Source organism: Runella defluvii, assembly GCF_014195535.1.
Taxonomy (GTDB): domain Bacteria; phylum Bacteroidota; class Bacteroidia; order Cytophagales; family Spirosomataceae; genus Runella; species Runella defluvii.
Genome location: NZ_JACIBY010000001.1, coordinates 1,094,753 through 1,114,810 on the forward strand (window position 1 = coordinate 1,094,753; position 20,058 = coordinate 1,114,810).

Consider the following 20,058-nt stretch of genomic DNA (forward strand, 5'->3'; position numbering starts at 1 on the left):
ACAACGTTGAAGTATTGGCTATGTGGCGGGATTCTATGTTTCGACTGCTCGGTGCTGCTGCTGATTAAAGATACAAAAGCTCATTGTCTATTCTTCTGCTCGGCGTTATTTATCTGCCTATACCGAAGCTAAATAGCGAATGAAAAGCTGAAAATATATTCGTCGCATCGCCATATTGCTAATGCAATGTTAGCGGCATTACTTGTCAGTTAAAGGTTCTGAAAAATTCTTGTTCAATTTCAAAAACTGTAACAGGTTTTAATCCGAGCCGATATTTTTCGAATAATTCTACGAGTCTGTCGCCGTCAATTAATTCAATAGGTGTCACACCATCTCTATTTGCTTCGTTTTTCGCTTCTTTTGTAAATCGTCCAGTAGTAATGATTAAACCCTTTTCACCACGTCCTTGCATCGCACCTCTAAAGTCTCGAACGTGATGTGGTGAAACAGTTTCTTTATAACGTTTACATTGAAAAACTATATTCAAACTCACAACGTCATTCAATTTTACAATTCCTTTTCCGTCAATGCCTTGGTCACCTGAACCACCTGTAATAGTAATTTCATTAATACCAATTTCTGTCAAAAGGCGTTTACATAGCTTTTCAAATCCCGCAGCAGGAAGATTTTGAATAATATTGATTAAGCCAACTGAATGTTCTTCGTCTTCTGTCGGAGTATTTTCAAACCTGGGTTCGATTTTTTTAGGTTGTGAGGGTGTCTCCTTTTTTACACTGTCTTGAACTCCTTTGAAGAGTTTGTAAACATCATCATCAGATAACTTTTTATCAAGACCCTCATTTGTCAATCGCCAAATGCCGCGTTGAGCATTGTCAATAAGTCCAGCCTTGAAAAGATAAAATCTTGCCCACTGTATTTGGTTTCTCACTCTAGATTGTCCATTAGAAATTGTCTCTTCTAATTCAGATTCAGTTATTCCAAGTTTGTCAATCACTTGCTCAATAACATCTGTAACTTCACCAGCACCGCCATTCGATTGCAAGGTTGTCAAAACAGGGTTTATGTACTTTAAAAATTCTGGTCCTTTCATCTTACTTTGTGTCGTGCCTTGTATTGCTGCTAACTCCCGAATATGCGAAAATTTTGTAGTATTTCCTGTGTTTATTTGTCCTATAAAAAGAAAATATTGTATTTAAGGTGCCCTATTTTTTGTATCATCCACTACCTTCTTCCGCTCAAAAATACCCGTACCGAAAAAACAAAACAATGCCTATCGTTTTGTTTCACCAAAAACTTATTAAACGGTAATGCGAGGGTAAAATAGGGCGAGGTACTGGTAGGTGAAAAATTTCATAAAACGTTGGCAATTACTTCAACCACTCTTGCACCCCTCTTTGGCGGATGTTTATGTTGGTTTGTAAATAATTACTAAAGGGTAACCGCTCTAAAAACTAATCGTCTAATTCCTAAAAAATTTTTCAAGCAGAGTGAGTGGAGTAGTAGAGGGTAGGTGGCTGGAGTAAGAGAAAGCAAATCTACCTATTTATCAAACAGTTGTCGTTGTACGGACTTAACAAAATCAACTGAACTGCCTACAATATCTGCTACTTGTTCTAAAGTTTTGTTCCCTTCGTTTAACAGATATTTCACAAACTTGGCTTTTTCTAAGTTTAGTTTTTGCGTCTCAGCTTTTACAGCTTCGGCATTTCTTGCAACAAGCATTTCAAAGGATGCTTTTTCATCGGGTGTCATTTTGCGGCTGTCTAATTCGTCAATGGCAACTTTAAGCCACTCTTCATCCCAAAATTTGGGAAACTGTGTTGGTTGAGTTACTGTGTGTATCGTTCTCATTGTATAGATCAGTTTTTCTAAATTGGTCTGACAGTCAGCTTCTTGTAGCATAAATTTGTCTAATTCTACTGTAACAAATGTCATTTGGTCGTCAAATATTTCGGCTTTTTCATTTCGTAGGTTCGCTAGCGTATGAAAATCGTCGTAAGGTAAAATGTTATTCACTAAAATAGCTACACAATAAATTTTGGTCAGTGTTCCATAGTCAAATTTGCCACGTTTTACCATTGCATTGAATTTATGCAAGGCGTAAAATCGCTCGGGCGACCCCGTTCATGCGTTGTACAAAGTAGGGAGCATCCCCGTACTGCATTTCAACGATGAAATGGTTGTCATTGTCATCCGTACAAGCTAAATCAAAGATACCACTTCTGCCATCCCTAGTAATGCCCTCAAAAGTGTTTTTATCAAATTTCACCTCTTTGATAGGGGTTTCTGATTTGATAAGTGCTTGCAAAGCCTTACGCAAAAACAGGGTATTTGCTTCATTGCCAAAAGTAGCCTTAAATCGCAACGGCGAACCGTCCATAGTCCGAGATTATCGGAATAAAGATTTGGTCGTCTGTGTACAATGCTTCCACAATATAAAATTACTTAAAAACAAGATACTTATCAAATTGAATCTGTTTACTCACAAGCGTTCATTGCACTGCTTTTAGTGCTGTTCACGACTCTATTCCGCCTAAAAGTACCCATCCCAAGTAAACAAAACAATGTCTTTCGTTTTGTTTCACCAAAAACTTATTAAATGGTCATGCGAGGCGTGGGGTAGAGGTTATATTAACTCCCCCCTACCAAACCGTCATTTCCCCCACAAGCGGCTGGGCGAGGAGGGTTTTGATGCGGTCGGGGTCAGTTTCTTGGCCAAAAACCCACATCATTTTGGTGATGGCGGCTTCGGTGGTGATGTCAGCGCCGCTGATTACCCCAATCTTGTCAAACCACGTACTGGTTTGGTAGCGTCCTTGCATCACGCGCCCGCCGTCGCACTGCGATACGTTCATAATCACCACGCCTCGGTCGGTGGCGTCTTTGAGTTCTTGCAAAAACCACGGCAGCGTAGGGGCGTTTCCTGCGCCAAAAGTCTCCAAAACAACGCCTTTTAGGTGGTTAATCTCCAAAATCGAGCGTACTACGTTGGGCGTAATGCCAGGGAATAGCTTGAGAATCGCCACGTTTTCGTCGAGCGTGGGGCAGAGTTCAAAAATACCCCCCAAGGCGGGTGTGGCAATGTAGGGGAGGTGGTACTCAATCGTCACGCCCACTTCGGCCAACGGCGGGTAGTTGTCGGAACGAAAGGCGTTGAATTGCGAAGTTTCTTTCTTTTTGGCGCGGTTGCCACGGAGCAGCACATTCTGAAAATAAATGCACACTTCGGGGACCATCGGTTGGCCGTTGTGCTGCGCCGCCGCAATCTCCAAGGCCGTAATGATGTTTTCGCGGGCGTCGGTGCGGGCTACCCCGATGGGCAGTTGGGCCCCCGTCAAAATCACGGGTTTTTGGAGGTGTTGGAGCATAAAACTCAGCGCCGAGGCGGTGTAGGCCATGGTGTCGGTACCGTGCAAAATCACAAAACTGTCGTAAAAATCGTAGTTGCGCCGAATCAACTGCCCCAGCTCTACCCACACGTCGGGGCGCATGTTGGAGGAGTCCATGATTTGCTCCAAGCTGGTAAAGGTGATCTCAAAATCGAGGCGTTTGATTTCGGGGAGTCGGTCCAAAATCTGCTCAAAATCGAACGGGACAAGCTGTCCTTTTTCATAGACCATTCCGAGGGTTCCCCCCGTATAAATAACCAAGACCGAAGCCCGAGGGCGATTGGGCAATACTGGATTGATGGTGACGGTTTTGTAAGAAAACATGATAGCGAATGACGAGTTGATGAATGACGAATGAAATCCCCTTGCACTGCAAGGAAAAAAAGTCCCTCCCTCACTGGGGAGGGATTTAGGGTGGGGTGCATTTAGCGCAAATTTAGCGCATTTTCGGTGGTTTGTTGGGCAATGGTTTCCACGCTTACCTGCATCAAATCCGCAACACGCTGCGCAATGAGCGGGATGTAGGCGACTTCGTTGCGCTTGCCTCGGTAGGGGACGGGCGCTAGGTACGGGCAGTCGGTTTCCAAGACGATGTGCTTTAAGTCGATGTAAGGGAGGACTTTGTCGAGGCCGCCGTTTTTGAAAGTCGCTACGCCTCCCACGCCCAGTTTAAAGCCGAGTTCGATGGCTTTTTGGGCTTCTTCCAACGTACCCGTAAAGCAGTGGAAAATGCCTTTGAGCTGCGGATTGGCCACTTGTTCTATCAACTCCACCACTTCCCAAAAGGCGTTTCGGCTGTGGATGTCAATCCAGAGGTTGTGTTTGAGGGCGAGGCCGCACTGTACCAAAAAGGCTTCTTTTTGCTGTTCGACAAAGGTTTTGTCCCAGTACAAATCCATGCCTATTTCGCCAATGGCGACGAATTTTTGAGCGGAGGGGCTTGCCTGCGCTTTGTTAAGCCACTCTTCAACGATGTATAATTCTTGCTGAAAATCTTCTTTGACGTAGGTGGGGTGTAGGCCCATCATGGGCAAACACACGTTGGGGTATTGTTCGGCCAAGGCCATCATGCCGTCGATGGTCGTGTGGTCGCAGTTAGGCATCCATATTTGCTGAATACCTGCTTGAAACGCTCGTTCGAGCATGGCTTCGCGGTCGTCGTTGAATACTTCGTCGTAAATATGTGCGTGGGTTTCTATCATTTTATAAGTAGTAATTTTTTTAGTGTCGAGGGTAGAGTGTCGAATGGAATGTCGAGGGTAGAATGCAGAATGTCGAGTGTTTCTAATCCATGTCGGGTTGTAAGCAACCCTCCCCACGGAATGTCGGGTTGTGAGCAACCCTCCTCACTAAAACTCGACATTCTACATTCGTCACTCGTCATTCAAAAATAGTTTCTTCCTTTCCACTGGGTGTTTTTGGTTGTATAAAAGTTAATCAGCATGGTAAAGTTCATTCCGAGGTGATAAAACCAGAAAAACGGCGCTCCCAGCATCAGCGTGTTGAGCTGCAACCAACTGAGGCTACCCACAAGCCAAGCGGTGGTAAAAACGTAGCTGGCAAAGGTTAAAAAGAGGGCCGTTTTTGGGAAAAAGAGGGCTAAAACGAGCAAAATTGGAATCAGCAGGCCGTTGAGATAGACCCCAATCCGCTGTCCCCACGGCAGCGACATGGCTCCGTACATCCAGCGTTTGCGTTGGATTAGTAATTCTTGAAAGGTCGGAACAGGCTTTGAAATCGTCAACACGCGGCGGTCGAAAAGTTGCTCAAACCGAAAGCCTTTTTCCAAAATAGCCCTGAAAAGTGCGTAATCTTCGGTGATTGAAAACGGGATGCCTTCGTAGCCACCCACGGCGTCGTAGGCTTGGCGGGTGGTGGCCATGTTGTTGCCCATGGCCGTGACGGGGATGCCAAATAGGCCAAAAAGCCGCATGAGCGAGAGGTAAAAAAGCCATTCCATGCCCTGAAAGACTCCTAATCCCCAATGAGGGAATGGAGGTATTTGCATGGTGGTGATGCCCGTTACTACCCCCACGTTGGGTTTAAAATGCCGCAGCATTTCTTGGATCCAATCGGTAGGTACTTCGATGTCGGCATCGGTAAAAAATAGGTGCTCGCCCGTGGCATGGTGCGCGAGCTGGGCCAATACGTTGGTTTTTCCTTTTAAATTTGGAAGGGTATGGGTGATGCTAACTAATTTAAAATGAGGCTTGTTGTGAATAAAGTTGCGAACAATGTCTGCCGTTTCGTCGGTCGAGGCATCGTCGCCCACGAGCACTTGCAGGTGCGATTTGGGGTAGGTCAGTGCTTCAACCGACTGCAAGCATTCGAGGATATTGGTTGCTTCGTTGCGTGCTGCAATGAGAATGGAGACTTTCTTCACAAGTTCGTTTTTTCGGCAAAGGTAAACGACTGTCGTGGAACAAAAGTGAAGGATTTCGGATTTATGTATTCAATCCTCTCTAAACCATCCTTAATGTACGAACAAACAATGAAAACAAATAGACTTATCAATTCAATTAAAAAAAGTGCGCTTTTGGAACGCGAAGAACAGCGAGTAGAACTTGGTTTTGGAACGCAGCTCACTGGTTTACAGGGAAGACTGGTCAATCCTGATGGTAGTTTTAATGCCAAACGGGTCAACGTGTCTTTCTGGGCGTGGGCTGATATTTTTCACCGCCTGACGCTGTTGTCTTGGCCACGTTTTTTTGTGGTTGTTTTTCTCATCTACTTTGTGGTTAACTGCCTATTCTCGCTTCTTTACTTGGTCATTGGGGTCGAAAATTTGCAAGGTATTCACGGGACGGGCGTGGTGGATAAATTTTGGGGAGCCTTCTTTTTTAGCGCCCAAACGCTCACGACAGTAGGATATGGGCACGTATCGCCTGCGGGATTGATGGCAAGCGCTTTGTCGTCGGTCGAGTCGTTGGTGGGGGTGTTGGGTTTTGCCATTGCGACGGGTTTGGTTTATAGCCGTTTTTCTCGCCCTGTTCCTAAGATACTGTTTAGCCAAAATGCTATTTTTGCACCTTATCTCGACATCAACGCGTGGATGTTTCGGATGATCAACGAGAGTCCCAACGAGTTGGTGGACGTGAACGTGTCGGTGTCGTTATCGCGTTTAGAAACCCTACCGTCGGGGCAGCGAACGCGTAAGTATTATCCGTTGAAACTGGAGCGAAACCAAGTGAATTTTTTCCCCATGCACTGGACGCTCGTTCATCCTTTGACGGAAGAAAGTCCTTTGTACGGCGTCACCGAAGAAGGGTTGAGAGATTCAGATACGGAGATACTGGTGTATATTCGCGCTACGGAAGAAACATTTTTGCAGCCGGTTCATGCCCGCTACTCGTACCGATACGAAGAGATTACGTGGGGGGCTAAATTTAGACCCATGTTTGACGGCACCAAAGTGGACGGGATTGTTAGGGTGGATGTTCAAAAAATTCATGAATTTGACAAGGTTTCTCTCAACTAACGCTTTTAACAAACAAACGAATGAGCACCCCTACCGACCCTAAGCAGGAGAAACGATTTACCTCTAACTATGCCAAATATTCGGGCATTGCGTTCCAAATGTTGGGCACAATAGGCTTGGGGGTGTATGCTGGATTGAAGCTCGACGAATGGTTGGCCTACAAGTTTCCACTTTTCACGCTGGTGCTTTCGTTGGGGTCAGTAGGGGCTTCTTTATACCTTATGATTGTGCAAGTAAAAAGCGAATAAGAAATTATGCTTCGGACAATATTATTTTCTGCAATTATTGGAATTGTATTTTTTACAGCCGAATACTTTGGCTTTGGTGCCATTTTGCCAAAAGAAAAATGGTTTATTTTAGCCTTCTTTTTTACGTTATCTATCCTTCAGCACAGGATATTATCCTTTGGTTTTCAGGACGATAACGACAAATTTGTGCAGTTTTATTTGGCATCGGCAGTGATAAAGCTGATTTTGTGTATGGTATTTGTTGCCGTATTCGTCTATTTGCAAGTAAATGAGGTAGTTTCGTTCATCATTACCTTTTTTGCATTATATTTATTTTATACTTGCTTTGAAGTTGTCGGAATGTATCGTAACTTGCGCCGCGATTTGAAACCGTAGAGCAATAATGAAACATATTTCAATCCGTCTATTTGTACTTTTCTTATTTTTAGCGGCCATTGTCTCGCCGCAAGTAATGGCCGAAGAACCTCACAAACACGGTGAGAAAGAGAAATTTAACGCAGGTGAAATGATTATGCACCACGTGGCAGATGGCCACGAGTGGCATTTTGCAACCATCGGTCACACGCACATTTCGATTCCGCTTCCAGTCATTATTTATGACGAAAGCAAAGGATTCAAAGTTTTCTCTTCAAGCCACTTCTACCACAGCGAAGACGGTACGTACGAAGGATATAAACTAGAGCACGAACACATCACGGCATTGGACGGCTCACACGTGAAAGATTTCTCAATCACGAAAAACGTAGCATCGTTGATTCTCAGCTTTGTTTTGTTGTTGACTATTTTCCTGACAGTTGCCAAGTCGTACAAGGAGCGTACAGGAAAATCGCCAAAAGGTTTGCAGTCGGTTCTTGAGCCCATCATCATTTTTATTCGTGACGAAGTGGCGAAAAGCAACATCGGTGAAAAACACTACCGTCGTTTTACCCCTTATTTGTTGACCTTGTTCTTCTTTATTTGGATCAACAACTTGTTGGGTTTACTTCCAGGTGGCGCCAACTTGACAGGTAACATTGCCGTGACGATGACCCTTGCGGTGATTACGTTCATCGTTGTTAACTTCAATGGTAAAAGCACGTATTGGACGCACATTTTTGCGATGCCAGGCGTTCCAAAATGGATGTTGATTATCCTTACTCCCGTAGAAATTGTTGGTTTGTTCATGAAACCATTCTCATTGATGGTTCGTCTTTTTGCCAACATCACGGCGGGTCACATTATCTTATTGAGCTTTTTGAGCATGATTTTCATTTTTGAAAGTCTTGCAGTAAGCCCAGCGGTTGCCATCTTCTCTACCTTTATCAACCTTATTGAGTTGTTGGTAGCGGCTTTGCAAGCGTACATTTTTACGGTACTTACAGCTTCGTACATCGGTGCAGCCGTAGAAGAGCATCACCACTAATTTTTGTAAACTTTATTTTTTCATATATAATCAATTACAATCATGTTGCTTAACATTTTGCTTCAAGAAGCCGCTCAGAGCAGCGCATCACTTGGTTACATGGGTGCCGCTATCGGTGCTGGTCTTGCTGCTATCGGTGCAGGTTTGGGTATCGGTCGTATCGGTAGCTCAGCTATGGAAGGTATCGCTCGTCAGCCAGAAGCTTCTGGAAAGATTCAAGGTGCTATGTTGATCGTTGCGGCCTTCGTTGAAGCCGTTGCCCTCTTCGGTGCCGTTATCGCCTTGTTGGTAGTTTTGTTGAAGTAATTCATCGTCCTACCAAAAAGTGGTTTCTTGACCGTTGTGTACATTAGGTACCAGCATCCGTTAGTAACTGCTTAAAGATAGACCATTCTCCAGTTGCAAGCAGTAGGCAAGCTTCTGGAGAATGATTAGTAAATAGAAACTCATAAGCTATTTCAATATCATGGAATTAGTAACCCCCCAACTCGGCCTCATATTTTGGCAATTAGTATTCTTCGGAATTTTGTTGTTCTTGTTGGCTAAACTTGCTTGGAAGCCAATTTTGTCAAGCTTGAGCGAGCGCGAACACCAGATCCAAAGTGCTTTGGACTTGGCTGAAAAGACGCGCGCCGATATGGCAAAATTGCAAGCTGACAACCAACAATTGTTGGCAGAAGCCCGCGCAGAACGCGATAGCATCTTGAAAGCAGCAAAAGAATCTGCGGATCGTATCATTGCAGAATCTAAAGACAAAGCAACAGTAGAAGGTAAGCGTATCATCGAAGATGCCCGCGAAACCATCAGCAACGAACGTGCTGCCCTTGTTGCCCAAATGAAAAAAGAAGTTGTTACCATTTCGCTTGAAATAGCAGAAAAGGTACTTCGCAAAGAATTGAGCGATAAGTCGGCACAAGAACAACTTGTGGCTGATTTGGCAAAAGAAGCTAGACTTAACTAAGCGCCGAAACAAATGTCTGAATCTACCGTAGCTTTACGATACGCTAAGTCATTGATTGATTTAGCAGAAGAAAAAAATGTAGTGGAAACTGTTTATAAAGACATGGTTCTTTTTAAAACCGTTTCCGACGATAATCGTGGGTTGATGTTGGCGTTGAAAAGCCCCGTCGTTCGCCATGATAAAAAACTCGCTATACTTAAAGGAGTGTTTCAAGATAAAGTAGATCCAGTTTCTTTTGGTATCTTCAATATCATCACTCACAAAAACCGTGAAGGTATCATGCACAGCATTGCCGACGCATTCATCAAATTGTACGATGAGCGTAAAGGCATTGTGAAAGCCTACATCACTTCTTCTACTGCATTGACGGATGCGTTGCGTAAGCAGTTCATTACGATTGTGGCAGAAGCTACTGGTAAAACAGTAGAGCTGGAGGAGAAAGTGGATGATAAGTTAATCGGAGGGTATATCCTTCGTGTAGGCGATCGCCAGGTAGATGCCTCGATTCGTAAACAACTGAATGACTTGAAATTAAAGTTACTCAATTAAGGTATTTTTTTATCTGCTTAGAGTGACAGAAGCCCTCTCTGCTTTGCGGAGAGGGCTTTTTTTGTACTACATTTCGTCAAAAATAGCTTCGATGGCTTCTGCGAATGCTTCGTCTTTTTCAGTGACTGTATTGCCCGCGTCGTGGGTAGTAAGTTCAATCGTTACTTTGTTCCAGACATTGGACCACCATGGGTGATGGTTCATGGCTTCGGCTACTTCGGCTACCTTGGTCATAAATGCAAAGGCTTCCTTGAAGTCTTCAAATTCGTATTCACGAACTAGCTTGTTGTTTTGTTCTATCCACATATCATTTATTTTGTTAAGAAACTGTATCATTAACGGGGTTGTGAGCATTTGAGTGCCACTGGTTTCTCAAAACCAGAGGTTGTTGCGCGCTTCACGGGGTTGTGAGCAACCCTTTTTTGAGGTTTTGAGAAACCTCAAGCACTTGTGAGTGCCACTGGTTTCTCAAAACCAGAGGACATTGCGCGATTCATTGGGTTGTGAGCAACCCTTTTTGAGGTTTTGAGAAACCTCAAGCACTTTTGAGTGCCTCCCTGTGTGCCTCTGGTTTCTCAAAACCAGAGGACATTGCGCGCTTCACTGGGTTGTGAGCAACCCTTTTTGAGGTTTTGAGAAACCTCAAGCACTTGTTTGTGCCACTGGTTTCTCAAAACCAGAGGTTGTTGCGCGATTCATTGGGTTGTGAGCAACCCTTTTTGAGGTTTTGAGAAACCTCAGGCACTGTTGAGAAATCTCAAGCACTACAGCACTATAGTGTACTTCTAAATAATTTGATGGAAATGGCGATGAGAATTAACCCAAATATCTTGCGCAATACGTCAGTGCCCGCTACACCCAATTGTCGCTCAATCCATGCCGATGAACGCAGTACCAGGTAAATAAAAACAAGGTTAATGAGGATACCAACAATGATATTTATCTCTTGGTAAGCGGCTTTGAGCGAGAGAATGGTTGTCATGGTACCTGCCCCCGCAATCATAGGAAAAGCAATAGGAACGATAGAGGTGGCATTGGTATGAACGGCATCGTGTTTGAAGATGTTTCGTCCAAGAATCATTTCAAGACCAATCAAGAATAAAATCAGGGCACCTGCAACGGCAAAGGAGGCGACATCAACGCCAAAAAGCTTCAAAATTTCTTTCCCAACGTACAGAAAAGCAATCATCAAACCGCCCGAAACCAGGGTAGCTCGGCGGGCATTGATGCTGCCTGCCTTCTTTCGGAGGTCGATGATAATGGGAATTGCCCCCAAAATGTCAATGACAGAGAATAGAATCAGCGTGACTGAAACGACCTCTTTGATGTTGAAGGAATACATGGAAATGGTTTTTGTGATGATGAGAAACAAAGATAGTACATTATTTTGCCGTTTATCCTTGAATTTTACCGTTTCAGTGAGTTTTGAAAATATTTTAGCCAAGTACCTTGCATCGCAAAGTACCTTATATTAGCTTTGTACCATGGATTACCAATTAACAGCCAATTGAAAACAAAAAAGGAAGTGCTGAGTGATAAGTGATAAACGATGAGTGATAAGCTGAGGCAAACTACTCATCACTTATCACTCTTAACTCATCATTCTAACAAATTCAGCCATGACGTTTAATCAAAAAATTCCAAAACATGACAGTAGCATGAATATTGAGAACGCTCAAGTGCAAATGCGAAAAGGGATTCTAGAGTTTTGCATTATGCACATCATTTCTCGCGGCGAGGTGTATGCCTCGGATATGCTTGATGAACTCACCTCCGCCAAAATTATGGTCGTTGAGGGAACGCTTTACCCGTTATTGACTCGCCTCAAAAATTCGGGTTTGCTCGACTACAAATGGGTAGAGTCGCAGTCGGGGCCGCCACGTAAATACTACGTACTGACCGAAACGGGGAAAAAGTTTTTGGACGAAATGCAGCAAACGTGGAACGAGCTTTCGGACTCGGTCAATACGATTGTGCAGAAAACGCAGCATTTAGAGAACGAAAACAAAGAGTCATCTACTAACTAGATTTGCCATGAAAAAGACTATCAGCATCAATATCGCCGGTCTGATTTTTTATATTGAAGAGGACGGATACGATAAATTAAAAAATTACCTAAACTCCATTCAGAAGTATTTTTCGTCGTACGAAGACAGCAAAGAAATCATTTCTGACATCGAAGGCCGCATTGCCGAAAAGTTTTTAACCAAACAAAAATCAGCCGAACAGCAAGTAATTGCCCTCGACGACGTGGAGCAGCTTATCAAAAGCATGGGTACCGTTGCCGATTTTGAGGCTATCGAAGAGGAGGAAGACTTGGCGGATATAAAAGAAACGGTGGAAACTGCGGGTGAACCAAAACGCGAAAAAACTACCACCGAAGCTCCGTCGGCGCCATATGCACCCAAAAAACTCGTAAGAGACACCAAACGTAAATTGCTCGGTGGCGTTTGTGCAGGCATTGCCCACTATTTCAATACCGATCCCCTTTTGATTCGTTTAATCTTTTTGTTCTTCTTTTTGGGGCTTCCCGCTGGAGGTGGCATGATTGGAGACGAAGTAGCAGAGATATTTGGCCCGATCAGCGGATTTATTTTTATTGTTTATATCGCGTGTTGGGTGGCTTTTCCAGGGTCAACAACGCTGGAGGAAGACGTAAATTTGAAGAAATTTTACCGCGACCCCGATAAAAAAGTAGTAGGAGGGGTAGCCTCTGGGGTAGCCGCTTATTTTGGGGTGGACTTGGGTGTGGTTCGGTTTGCGTGGGTGTTGAGTATCTTATTGTTTGGCTCGGGGTTGTTGTTGTACATCGTTTTATGGCTCATTACCCCGAGAGCCAATACGTTGACCGAAAAAATGGAAATGACGGGCCAGCCTATTACGCTCGAAAACATTGAAACAAACGTCAAAAAAGCCCTTCAGCCTGAACAACAAAAAGAAGAAAGTATTTTAACAAAACTGTTGCTTTTGCCTTTTCGCGCCATTGCGGCCATTTTTAGTGGATTGACGCCCATGATGCGATTTTTGGTAGTGGTAATGCGCATTTTTGCAGGGTTAATTTTAGTAATGGTGGGCGCAAGTGCGCTGATTGGTCTTATCACTGCGTTGTTTGCTGTGCTGGGCTTAGGAACGTGGGATTTTGGGTCGATTGATAGCGATTTTATGCCGCTCAACTTCTTTTTTGGTGAAGTAACCCCCGTTGCTTACGTGTTCTTGTTCATGGCGATTGGCGCTCCTTTTGCAATTATTGCGTGGTTGGGAGTGTCGTTGTTGACCAAAGAAAACAAATTTACGGCTTCTATTTGGCAAACATTGCTCGGCCTGTTTTTGGTGGGAATCATCGGAAGTACCGTTTATGGCGTACGATATGGCTCAAACTTTCGTCGGAATGGTAGCGTAGAAAAGGTGCAAACCTACAAACTTCCTGCTAACCCTATTTTATTGGAGTTGAATGACAACGGCGACAGCGATAATTACAACAATACCCACCTAGATTTGGATGGCTACGATGGAACAGAGGCAAAGCTAGAGCTTGAATTTCGTTCGCAAGGACGTTCGCGTCAAGATGCGGAGTTTAATGCCTCCAATATCCTTTACAACGTAAAACAAAGCGACTCTTCGATTGTGTTTGATGAAGACTTTATGTTGTCAGACAAAGCGCCGCGCTTTAGAGGACAAAATGTGAGAATGCAATTCTATTTGCCTTACAATAAGGCGTTTAAGATGACACGCGATTTCTATAACCACTTTTGGGGAGTTCGTCAGCGTAGCCAATATGAATACGATTTGGAGGTAAATAATGAAATATTCAAAACGTTGAAGTGGACTATTAAATCTGACTCTGGCTTGGTTTGTCTCGACCGCCCCATTTTAAAGGAAGAACACGATGGAAGCTACGGTGATAATGATAGCCACATTGATGAAATCAGCGGGGGAATCGAATCTGGATTGAACGATGCGTTTGATAAATCGTTTGAGGCTAGGGGAGAAATAGTAAAACAATTTGACCTCAGTGGTTTTGACAAAGTGAGAGTTGGTGGGGCATTTGTAGTTAAGATAGAACAAGGAACTGAGTTTAAAGTAACTGCCGATGGCCGTGAGGAAGATTTGGATGAGGTTGAAGCCAAAGTAAATGACGGGGTTTTGAAAATCGAAAATCGTAAAAAAGCTAAACTGTTTGCAAATAATAAGCGGGTGGGTATTACCATCACGATGCCTAAACTTGAATCGGTGGATTTGTCTGGGGCAACCTTGACCAAAATAACAGGATTTACCAACAGTAACGATTTGAAAGTTGAGATTTCGGGTGCGTCAAAAACCTTGATTAATGTCAATGTAAAAGAACTGAAGCTAGATGTTTCGGGAGCATCTAAGGTAGAACTCCACGGTAGAGCCAATACCCTTGAGGCTGATTTGTCGGGTGCTTGTATGCTTGATACCGAACAAATGCAGATTCAAAATGCCAACGTGGAAGCGTCGGGTGTTAGTAAGGCAAACTTAGGGTCGATTCCAAACCTTCAGTCGTCGGCGTCGGGAGCAAGCCGCATTCGTCGCCAGGGAGAATAAAATATTACTTGTGCAATGTGGGAGGGATGGCCGTCGGTCATCCCTTTTTTCGTTTGTGCAGCGTAACAGACCCATTTGTTAAAATAAATCTAGGAATTACTATTTTAGGCATTTTTTTTGTGGAGCGAGGTGAACTTCATTAGAAACATCTTGCTTGATGGGTTTTTGAGGGTATTTTACCTAAAAAGCCCCAATAGGAAATAAAGGTAAGACTTGGCATTTTTTTTGATGGAGATTTAAGATAGTTTTGACTTGGTCATAACCAACCTATAGATATGTTAGATAAATCAAGATATTACTGGGCGGTTCTAGTGATTTTACTAGGAGGTGTCGCTCTGATTGACGCGTGCCGTCCAAGAGGAGGAGACGACGTAGAACCCATTGACTCTACTGCCTTATCTTCGTGTATTTTACTCAACGAAAAAGTGAATGGAATTTTACTGCGTACGTACGAATTCGACTCAACCCGCCGCTTAGAGCGAATGGTTGAGTATGCGGGGATTGAACCAAACAATAGAATTATCAAAAGATATACTTTTGAATACACTTCTAAAACCCGACTAGTTCGTATTCGGGAGACAAATTTGGCTGTCAAAGACAATAGCTTTATTTATGAATTGGACTACGACCGCGATTCAAAATTGAAAACGATTCGACCGTTTAGGGTCTATAACTCAGGGCCTAAGCTGGAAGATTCGTTGAAAATTACCTACGGAACAAACAACCGAATTTCGGAAATAAAGTCAAGAACAGGTCTTACATCAAAGTGGGAATACGATACGGCGGCTAACGTCAAAAAGTGGTTTATTCGTAAGCCATTGAGCCAAACAGATAGCTTGGTGGCCGAGTACGGTTCGTACGACGACAAGGTAAATATTTATTCGTTTGCGGAAGGAATGCAGGTAGTTAATCTGCTCAATGGGCGTCCTCACAGCCGAAGAAACCCGTTGACGTACGTGACGGGGGGGCAGAGTGTGGAAGTTTCGTATCAGTACAATACCAAACGGGTTCCGACGCAGGTAGTAATGAAGTTTAAATCAAGCGACAATACACTTCGAGAAACGGTGTATTTGTATGAGTTGAATTGTAAATAATTGTTTAGAGTTCGGAATGAGCGAATGGTCAGGTTGTCATTCACTCATTCCGAACTCGACAGCATTTTACTTCATATTGGTATAGACGTTCTGAACGTCGTCGTCTTCCTCAATCTTCATAATAAGCTTTTCAACCTCAGCTGCTTGTTCTTCGGTAAGCTCTTTCATCTCCGTCGGAATACGCGTAAATTCTGCCCCTTTCAGTTCGTAGCCTTTTTCTTCCAAGTATTTTTGAAGGGCACCAAAGGCCGTAAATTCGCCATAGATGTTGATTTCGTTGGTTTCTTCGTCGATGAAAAGTTCTTCGGCGCCAAAATCAATCAATTCAAACTCCAATTCTTCCAAGTCAGCACCCGTATTGGCGATTTTGAACACGCATTTGCGGTCAAATAAGAAATCAAGCATTCCCGAAATCCCCAAAGAACCGCCAAGTTTGTTGAAATAGCTACGTACGTTGGCAACAGTTCGGTTGTTGTTGTCGGTGGTGGCTTCAATCAAAATCGCAATTCCGTGTGGGCCTTTTCCTTCCAAAACTACCTCTTTATAGTCTTCTTGGTCTTTAGAAGTAGCCCGTTTGATGGCTCTTTCTACGTTATCTTTAGGCATATTTGCCGCCTTAGCGTTTTGGATGATTGCCCGCAAACGTGAGTTGTTTTGAGGGTCAGATCCACCTGCTTTTACGGCCATTACAATATCTTTTCCGATGCGGGTAAACGTCTTAGACATCATCCCCCAACGCTTTAGCTTACTAGCTTTACGGTATTCAAACGCGCGTCCCATTGGGTAACTTTATTTTATTGATTAGAATTTAGATTAGCATTATTGGGCAATCTCTTACAACTCAAGTAATACTTGGTTTCTCAGAATGTCGTCCATCGTTTCGCGTTCACGAATTACATGGGCTTGCCCGTTATAGACGAGTACTTCCGCAGGGCGATAGCGGCTATTGTACTGGCTACTCATGGTAAACCCGTATGCGCCTGCATTGAGCAGTGCCAGAATATCCCCTTCGCGGACTTCGTTTAGTTCTCGGTCTTTGGCAAAGGTATCTGTTTCACAAATGTATCCTACGACATCATACGTGCCTTTGCTTTCCGTTTCAGGGTTTGATACGTTGACAATGTGGTGATAAGCATCGTACATCATTGGACGAATAAGGTGATTTAACCCCGAATTTACCCCTACGAAAGTACGTCCAGGTGCTTGTTTTACCATGTTGGCATGTACCAAAAGCACGCCAGCTTCACTTACCAAAAACTTCCCAGGTTCAAACCAAAGTTGTAGCTCTCTACCCAGCGTTTCGCTCAGTTTTAAGAAGGCTTCGCTCAGTTTTGCGCCTAATTCGGGCATATTAGTCGTGTAATCGCCTTCTTTGTAGGCTACTTTAAAACCACCGCCTAAATCTATGATTTGAAGATTTGGGAAAGAATGAGCAAAGTCAAAAATCACATCGGCAGCTTTCACAAAGGCTTCGGCTTCTTTAATGTCCGAGCCTGTGTGTTGATGAAGTCCAACAACGTTGATATTGTATTTTTCGACGATTGCTAAAATTTCATCGCGTTGACGAATATCAATTCCAAATTTAGAGCCTTCGTGGGCGGTCATTATTTTGGCGTTTCCTCCTGCGGCGACGTTCGGTTTGATACGAATCATGCAAGGCACACGATTGCCGTAGCGTTGGCCAAATTTTTCGAGCACATTCAAGTTGTCGAGGTTAATGATAGCGCCTGTTTCGACGGCCGCCTCGATTTCGTCAAACGAAACACCGCTGGGCGTAAACGTGACTTGGGTGCCTTCAAAACCCGCATGAAGGGCTAGTTGAAGCTCTTGGGGAGAAACGACGTCGATTTCAACCCCGTTTTGGCGCATAAGTTTCAGAATCGAAACGTTGGTGAGTGCTTTACACGCAAACTTAATTTTAAGCTTGACGTTTGGGAAAGCACTTTTAAGCTCGTCGATTTTTTCAACGATTTTGTTGGCGTCATACACGTATAGTGGTGTGCCAAATTGCTGTGCAATGTCAAGAACAGCTACGTTTTGAATCTGGTATTGGTGGTTGATAATCTGCATGGGCTGAAATTTCGAGCCGCAAAGATAGTGGATGCCAGTTGCTTTGTCAAAAAACAAATCTTTCATAAAATGTTAAACTCAGTAAGCGGCGACCAACAGGTGTTTGTATTAACTTGCACCAAAAATACGCCTAATCATGATAAAAAAATCTTCATCACTCCTAATCTGTCTTTTTATTGCGCTTCGTTCCCTTGCGCAAGTTCAATCGGGTCCCATGGTGGGTTATTCCGAAATGCGTGAAGTTTTGCTTTGGGTTCAGACCAAACAAGCAGCCAAAGTAAAATTTATGTATTGGGAACAGGGCAATCCTACCCAAAAAATGAGTACGGACGAATTGTTAACCCAAAAAGACAAAGCGTTTGTCGCGAAACTAATCGCCGACCAAGTTCAGCCTAGTAAAAAGTACGATTATGAACTGTGGGTTGATGGTAAAAAAATGAGTTTTAGCTATCCACTTTCGTTTCAAAGCCAAACGTTGTGGCAATGGCGCACCGACCCACCAGCTTTTAAATTTGCCTTTGGAAGTTGCGCTTATGTCAATGACGCCCCCTACGACCGTCCTTCGGCTTATGGTGGTGATTATGACATTTACACTGCTATATACCAACAAAAACCCGACTTTATGGTATGGGGTGGCGACAATACGTACCTACGCGAACCCGATTGGAACACCCGCACGGGTGTGTTGTACCGCAATACCCACACGCGTTCGTTGTCGCAGTTGCAGCCTTTGTTAGCCTCTACCCACAACTACGCCATTTGGGATGACCACGATTTTGGGCCAAACGACTCAGACCGTAGTTTTGCTCTTAAAAACATGACTTCAGAGGCGTTTCGTTTGTTTTGGGGAAATCCCAATTACGTTTTTGAAGGAGCTTGTACCAGTACTTTTGAGTGGGGAGATGCCCAGTTTTTTATGTTGGACGACCGCTGGTTTCGTTCACCCAATAACCGAAAAGACGACCGAACGTATTTTGGGGAAGCGCAACTCCGTTGGTTGATTGATGCCTTGGTAGGAAGTAAAGCGACGTTCAAGTTTATCGTTGCAGGTGGACAAATCCTCAATACGGCCGCTTTGTTTGAAAATTATGCAACGTATGGCGAAGAGCGGGCGTTGTTGCTTCAAAAAATAGCTGAGGCTAATATTCCAGGCGTATTGTTTTTAACTGGCGACCGCCACCACACAGTGCTTCACCGTTTAAATCGTTTTGGTACCTATCCATTGTACGATTTTACAGTATCTCCGCTGACATCGGGGGCGGGAAAACCAGCCGATGCTGAAAAAACAACCGAAACGTACGTGGCAGGTACCAATGTAGAGAATAAGCGTAATTTTGGTATGTTTGAAATCACAGGGCCAGAAAAGGATCGTGTACTAAAAGTAACAATTTACGATGCCAAAGGAAGCCAACAGTGGCAACGCGAAATCAAAGCGAGTGAATTGAAATAAGAGAAAAGAGACCTTCCAAGGTTTTAAAACTTGGAAGGTCTAAAAATACAATGAGATGGATTTAAGAGTAGCGCTGATTCAAACCGATTTATATTGGGAAAATGCAACGGCCAACTTGGCTTCAATGGAAGAAAAAATAGCCACCATCGCTGAACCAGTAGATATCATCGTATTACCCGAAATGTTTACAACGGGTTTTACGATGAATCCTGCTTCGGTGGCAGAGCCCATGAACCTGACTACCACCAAGTGGATGCAGCAAATGGCCGCGCAAACGGGCGCAGTAGTGACGGGAAGTTTTGTCGCCAAAGAAGGAACAAACTATTTTAATCGACTGCTTTGGGTAGAGCCAAACGGTGCATACGACTATTATGACAAACGACATTTGTTCCGAATGGCGCGGGAGCATGAGTCGTACGAGGCTGGTAGTAAGCGTATTATCAAAGAATGGAAGGGTTGGAGAATTTGCCCGCTGATTTGTTACGATTTACGTTTTCCCGTGTGGTCGCGCAATGTAGCCCTTCAATACGACTTGCTGCTGTACGTCGCCAACTGGCCTGCCGTTCGTAGCCATGTTTGGAATACGCTACTTCAAGCCAGAGCCATTGAGAACCTGAGTTATGTTGTTGGGGTCAACCGCATTGGCAATGACGGGAATGGCATTCCACACACAGGCGACTCCGCCGTAGTTGATTTTAAAGGGGAGGTATTGGAGCGGACATCAGGGGAGGAACGCATTATTATTTATACATTACAAAAAGAATCATTGACTGCTTTCCGAACGCGTTTTCCCGCGCATTTGGATGCCGATGAGTTTGTTATACGTTTATAAACATATACCATTACCGCTAAATAAATTTACATTTTTTTGGCATAAGTAAAAGAGGGGC

At 43.9% G+C, this 20,058-nt stretch carries 22 protein-coding genes; 12 read left to right on the top strand and 10 right to left on the bottom strand.

All coding sequences use genetic code 11. The features are described from left to right. Positions 1-205: 205 nt before the first annotated feature. The 6 genes from FHS57_RS04480 to FHS57_RS04500 all read right to left on the bottom strand — a co-directional run bounded on the left by FHS57_RS04480 (position 206) and on the right by FHS57_RS04500 (position 5,733). Positions 206-1,051 (bottom strand): restriction endonuclease, encoded by an 846-nt coding sequence (locus tag FHS57_RS04480; protein ID WP_183971677.1) that lies wholly within the window; start codon positions 1,049-1,051, stop codon positions 206-208. Between the two features lie 449 nt (positions 1,052-1,500). Beyond that, positions 1,501-2,040 carry a hypothetical protein gene (locus tag FHS57_RS32050; RefSeq protein WP_310586965.1) on the bottom strand — a complete coding sequence of 180 codons (540 nt, stop codon included), beginning with the start codon at positions 2,038-2,040 and terminating at the stop codon, positions 1,501-1,503. Between the two features lie 10 nt (positions 2,041-2,050). Next, positions 2,051-2,341: a PD-(D/E)XK nuclease family transposase gene (locus FHS57_RS32055; RefSeq protein ID WP_310586966.1), complete on the bottom strand. Its 291-nt coding sequence runs from the start codon at positions 2,339-2,341 to the stop codon at positions 2,051-2,053. A gap of 262 nt (positions 2,342-2,603) precedes the next feature. Then, positions 2,604-3,674: an asparaginase gene (locus FHS57_RS04490; protein WP_183971678.1), complete on the bottom strand. Its 1,071-nt coding sequence runs from the start codon at positions 3,672-3,674 to the stop codon at positions 2,604-2,606. Between the two features lie 101 nt (positions 3,675-3,775). Beyond that, positions 3,776-4,552 (bottom strand): TatD family hydrolase, encoded by a 777-nt coding sequence (locus FHS57_RS04495; RefSeq protein WP_183971679.1) that lies wholly within the window; start codon positions 4,550-4,552, stop codon positions 3,776-3,778. A 182-nt stretch (positions 4,553-4,734) separates the two neighbouring features. Then, positions 4,735-5,733: a glycosyltransferase gene (locus FHS57_RS04500; protein ID WP_183971680.1), complete on the bottom strand. Its 999-nt coding sequence runs from the start codon at positions 5,731-5,733 to the stop codon at positions 4,735-4,737. Between the two features lie 108 nt (positions 5,734-5,841). Between FHS57_RS04500 and FHS57_RS04505 the strand changes: the two genes are divergently transcribed. The 7 genes from FHS57_RS04505 to atpH all read left to right on the top strand — a co-directional run bounded on the left by FHS57_RS04505 (position 5,842) and on the right by atpH (position 9,988). Further along, positions 5,842-6,828, top strand: coding sequence for an ion channel (locus FHS57_RS04505; protein ID WP_183971681.1), 987 nt, complete (start codon positions 5,842-5,844; stop codon positions 6,826-6,828). Positions 6,829-6,848: 20 nt separating this feature from the next. Further along, entirely contained in the window at positions 6,849-7,076 is a 228-nt protein-coding gene (locus FHS57_RS04510) for an AtpZ/AtpI family protein (RefSeq protein ID WP_028527127.1), read from the top strand. Positions 7,077-7,082: 6 nt separating this feature from the next. Then, positions 7,083-7,451, top strand: coding sequence for a hypothetical protein (locus FHS57_RS04515; protein ID WP_028527128.1), 369 nt, complete (start codon positions 7,083-7,085; stop codon positions 7,449-7,451). A gap of 7 nt (positions 7,452-7,458) precedes the next feature. Continuing rightward, positions 7,459-8,478: a F0F1 ATP synthase subunit A gene (atpB, locus tag FHS57_RS04520; RefSeq protein WP_183971682.1), complete on the top strand. Its 1,020-nt coding sequence runs from the start codon at positions 7,459-7,461 to the stop codon at positions 8,476-8,478. A gap of 42 nt (positions 8,479-8,520) precedes the next feature. Further along, positions 8,521-8,784 (top strand): ATP synthase F0 subunit C, encoded by a 264-nt coding sequence (gene atpE, locus FHS57_RS04525; protein ID WP_028527130.1) that lies wholly within the window; start codon positions 8,521-8,523, stop codon positions 8,782-8,784. Between the two features lie 160 nt (positions 8,785-8,944). Next, positions 8,945-9,439 carry a F0F1 ATP synthase subunit B gene (atpF, locus tag FHS57_RS04530; protein ID WP_028527131.1) on the top strand — a complete coding sequence of 165 codons (495 nt, stop codon included), beginning with the start codon at positions 8,945-8,947 and terminating at the stop codon, positions 9,437-9,439. 12 nt (positions 9,440-9,451) lie between these two features. Next, on the top strand, positions 9,452-9,988 hold the full coding sequence (atpH, locus tag FHS57_RS04535) for an ATP synthase F1 subunit delta (protein WP_122929504.1): 537 nt from the start codon (positions 9,452-9,454) through the stop codon (positions 9,986-9,988). A 66-nt stretch (positions 9,989-10,054) separates the two neighbouring features. Here atpH and FHS57_RS04540 read toward each other — a convergent pair whose 3' ends face one another. Both FHS57_RS04540 and FHS57_RS04545 read right to left on the bottom strand, forming a co-directional pair. Continuing rightward, positions 10,055-10,324, bottom strand: a complete 270-nt coding sequence (locus FHS57_RS04540) for a 4a-hydroxytetrahydrobiopterin dehydratase (protein ID WP_183971683.1) — start codon at positions 10,322-10,324, stop codon at positions 10,055-10,057. A 436-nt stretch (positions 10,325-10,760) separates the two neighbouring features. Further along, on the bottom strand, positions 10,761-11,330 hold the full coding sequence (locus FHS57_RS04545; protein WP_122929506.1) for a MarC family protein: 570 nt from the start codon (positions 11,328-11,330) through the stop codon (positions 10,761-10,763). Between the two features lie 316 nt (positions 11,331-11,646). Here FHS57_RS04545 and FHS57_RS04550 point away from each other — a divergent pair, with 316 nt between their 5' ends. The 3 genes from FHS57_RS04550 to FHS57_RS04560 all read left to right on the top strand — a co-directional run bounded on the left by FHS57_RS04550 (position 11,647) and on the right by FHS57_RS04560 (position 15,648). Continuing rightward, the gene (locus tag FHS57_RS04550) at positions 11,647-12,015 is read left to right on the top strand and encodes a PadR family transcriptional regulator (protein WP_183971772.1); all 369 of its coding nucleotides are present in this window, start codon (positions 11,647-11,649) and stop codon (positions 12,013-12,015) included. A 7-nt stretch (positions 12,016-12,022) separates the two neighbouring features. Next, positions 12,023-14,554, top strand: coding sequence for a GIN domain-containing protein (locus FHS57_RS04555; protein WP_183971684.1), 2,532 nt, complete (start codon positions 12,023-12,025; stop codon positions 14,552-14,554). Positions 14,555-14,829: 275 nt separating this feature from the next. Beyond that, positions 14,830-15,648, top strand: coding sequence for a hypothetical protein (locus FHS57_RS04560; protein WP_183971685.1), 819 nt, complete (start codon positions 14,830-14,832; stop codon positions 15,646-15,648). A 66-nt stretch (positions 15,649-15,714) separates the two neighbouring features. Here the strand turns inward: FHS57_RS04560 and FHS57_RS04565 are convergent, their stop codons facing one another. Beyond that, positions 15,715-16,428 (bottom strand): YebC/PmpR family DNA-binding transcriptional regulator, encoded by a 714-nt coding sequence (locus FHS57_RS04565; RefSeq protein WP_183971686.1) that lies wholly within the window; start codon positions 16,426-16,428, stop codon positions 15,715-15,717. Positions 16,429-16,482: 54 nt separating this feature from the next. Next, the gene (lysA, locus tag FHS57_RS04570) at positions 16,483-17,718 is read right to left on the bottom strand and encodes a diaminopimelate decarboxylase (protein ID WP_183971773.1); all 1,236 of its coding nucleotides are present in this window, start codon (positions 17,716-17,718) and stop codon (positions 16,483-16,485) included. A gap of 136 nt (positions 17,719-17,854) precedes the next feature. Here lysA and FHS57_RS04575 point away from each other — a divergent pair, with 136 nt between their 5' ends. After that, a complete protein-coding gene (locus FHS57_RS04575) occupies positions 17,855-19,168 on the top strand; it encodes an alkaline phosphatase D family protein (RefSeq protein WP_183971687.1) in 1,314 nt (437 codons plus the stop codon). A 55-nt stretch (positions 19,169-19,223) separates the two neighbouring features. After that, positions 19,224-20,000 (top strand): amidohydrolase, encoded by a 777-nt coding sequence (locus tag FHS57_RS04580; protein WP_183971688.1) that lies wholly within the window; start codon positions 19,224-19,226, stop codon positions 19,998-20,000. Positions 20,001-20,058: the final 58 nt, after the last annotated feature.

Excerpts from the sequence above, each read along its gene's own strand:
- FHS57_RS32050 (WP_310586965.1), bottom strand. The coding sequence starts at position 2,040 with ATGGTAAAACGTGGCAAATTTGACTATGGAACACTGACCAAAATTTAT.
- FHS57_RS04505 (WP_183971681.1), top strand. The coding sequence starts at position 5,842 with ATGAAAACAAATAGACTTATCAATTCAATTAAAAAAAGTGCGCTTTTG.
- atpF (WP_028527131.1), top strand. The coding sequence starts at position 8,945 with ATGGAATTAGTAACCCCCCAACTCGGCCTCATATTTTGGCAATTAGTA.
- atpB (WP_183971682.1), top strand. The coding sequence starts at position 7,459 with ATGAAACATATTTCAATCCGTCTATTTGTACTTTTCTTATTTTTAGCG.
- FHS57_RS04510 (WP_028527127.1), top strand. The coding sequence starts at position 6,849 with ATGAGCACCCCTACCGACCCTAAGCAGGAGAAACGATTTACCTCTAAC.
- FHS57_RS04515 (WP_028527128.1), top strand. The coding sequence starts at position 7,083 with ATGCTTCGGACAATATTATTTTCTGCAATTATTGGAATTGTATTTTTT.
- FHS57_RS04545 (WP_122929506.1), bottom strand. The coding sequence starts at position 11,330 with ATGTATTCCTTCAACATCAAAGAGGTCGTTTCAGTCACGCTGATTCTA.
- FHS57_RS04550 (WP_183971772.1), top strand. The coding sequence starts at position 11,647 with ATGAATATTGAGAACGCTCAAGTGCAAATGCGAAAAGGGATTCTAGAG.
- lysA (WP_183971773.1), bottom strand. The coding sequence starts at position 17,718 with ATGCAGATTATCAACCACCAATACCAGATTCAAAACGTAGCTGTTCTT.
- FHS57_RS32055 (WP_310586966.1), bottom strand. The coding sequence starts at position 2,341 with ATGGACGGTTCGCCGTTGCGATTTAAGGCTACTTTTGGCAATGAAGCA.
- FHS57_RS04560 (WP_183971685.1), top strand. The coding sequence starts at position 14,830 with ATGTTAGATAAATCAAGATATTACTGGGCGGTTCTAGTGATTTTACTA.
- FHS57_RS04490 (WP_183971678.1), bottom strand. The coding sequence starts at position 3,674 with ATGTTTTCTTACAAAACCGTCACCATCAATCCAGTATTGCCCAATCGC.
- FHS57_RS04540 (WP_183971683.1), bottom strand. The coding sequence starts at position 10,324 with ATGATACAGTTTCTTAACAAAATAAATGATATGTGGATAGAACAAAAC.
- FHS57_RS04575 (WP_183971687.1), top strand. The coding sequence starts at position 17,855 with ATGATAAAAAAATCTTCATCACTCCTAATCTGTCTTTTTATTGCGCTT.
- atpE (WP_028527130.1), top strand. The coding sequence starts at position 8,521 with ATGTTGCTTAACATTTTGCTTCAAGAAGCCGCTCAGAGCAGCGCATCA.
- FHS57_RS04555 (WP_183971684.1), top strand. The coding sequence starts at position 12,023 with ATGAAAAAGACTATCAGCATCAATATCGCCGGTCTGATTTTTTATATT.
- FHS57_RS04580 (WP_183971688.1), top strand. The coding sequence starts at position 19,224 with ATGGATTTAAGAGTAGCGCTGATTCAAACCGATTTATATTGGGAAAAT.
- FHS57_RS04480 (WP_183971677.1), bottom strand. The coding sequence starts at position 1,051 with ATGAAAGGACCAGAATTTTTAAAGTACATAAACCCTGTTTTGACAACC.
- FHS57_RS04565 (WP_183971686.1), bottom strand. The coding sequence starts at position 16,428 with ATGGGACGCGCGTTTGAATACCGTAAAGCTAGTAAGCTAAAGCGTTGG.
- atpH (WP_122929504.1), top strand. The coding sequence starts at position 9,452 with ATGTCTGAATCTACCGTAGCTTTACGATACGCTAAGTCATTGATTGAT.
- FHS57_RS04495 (WP_183971679.1), bottom strand. The coding sequence starts at position 4,552 with ATGATAGAAACCCACGCACATATTTACGACGAAGTATTCAACGACGAC.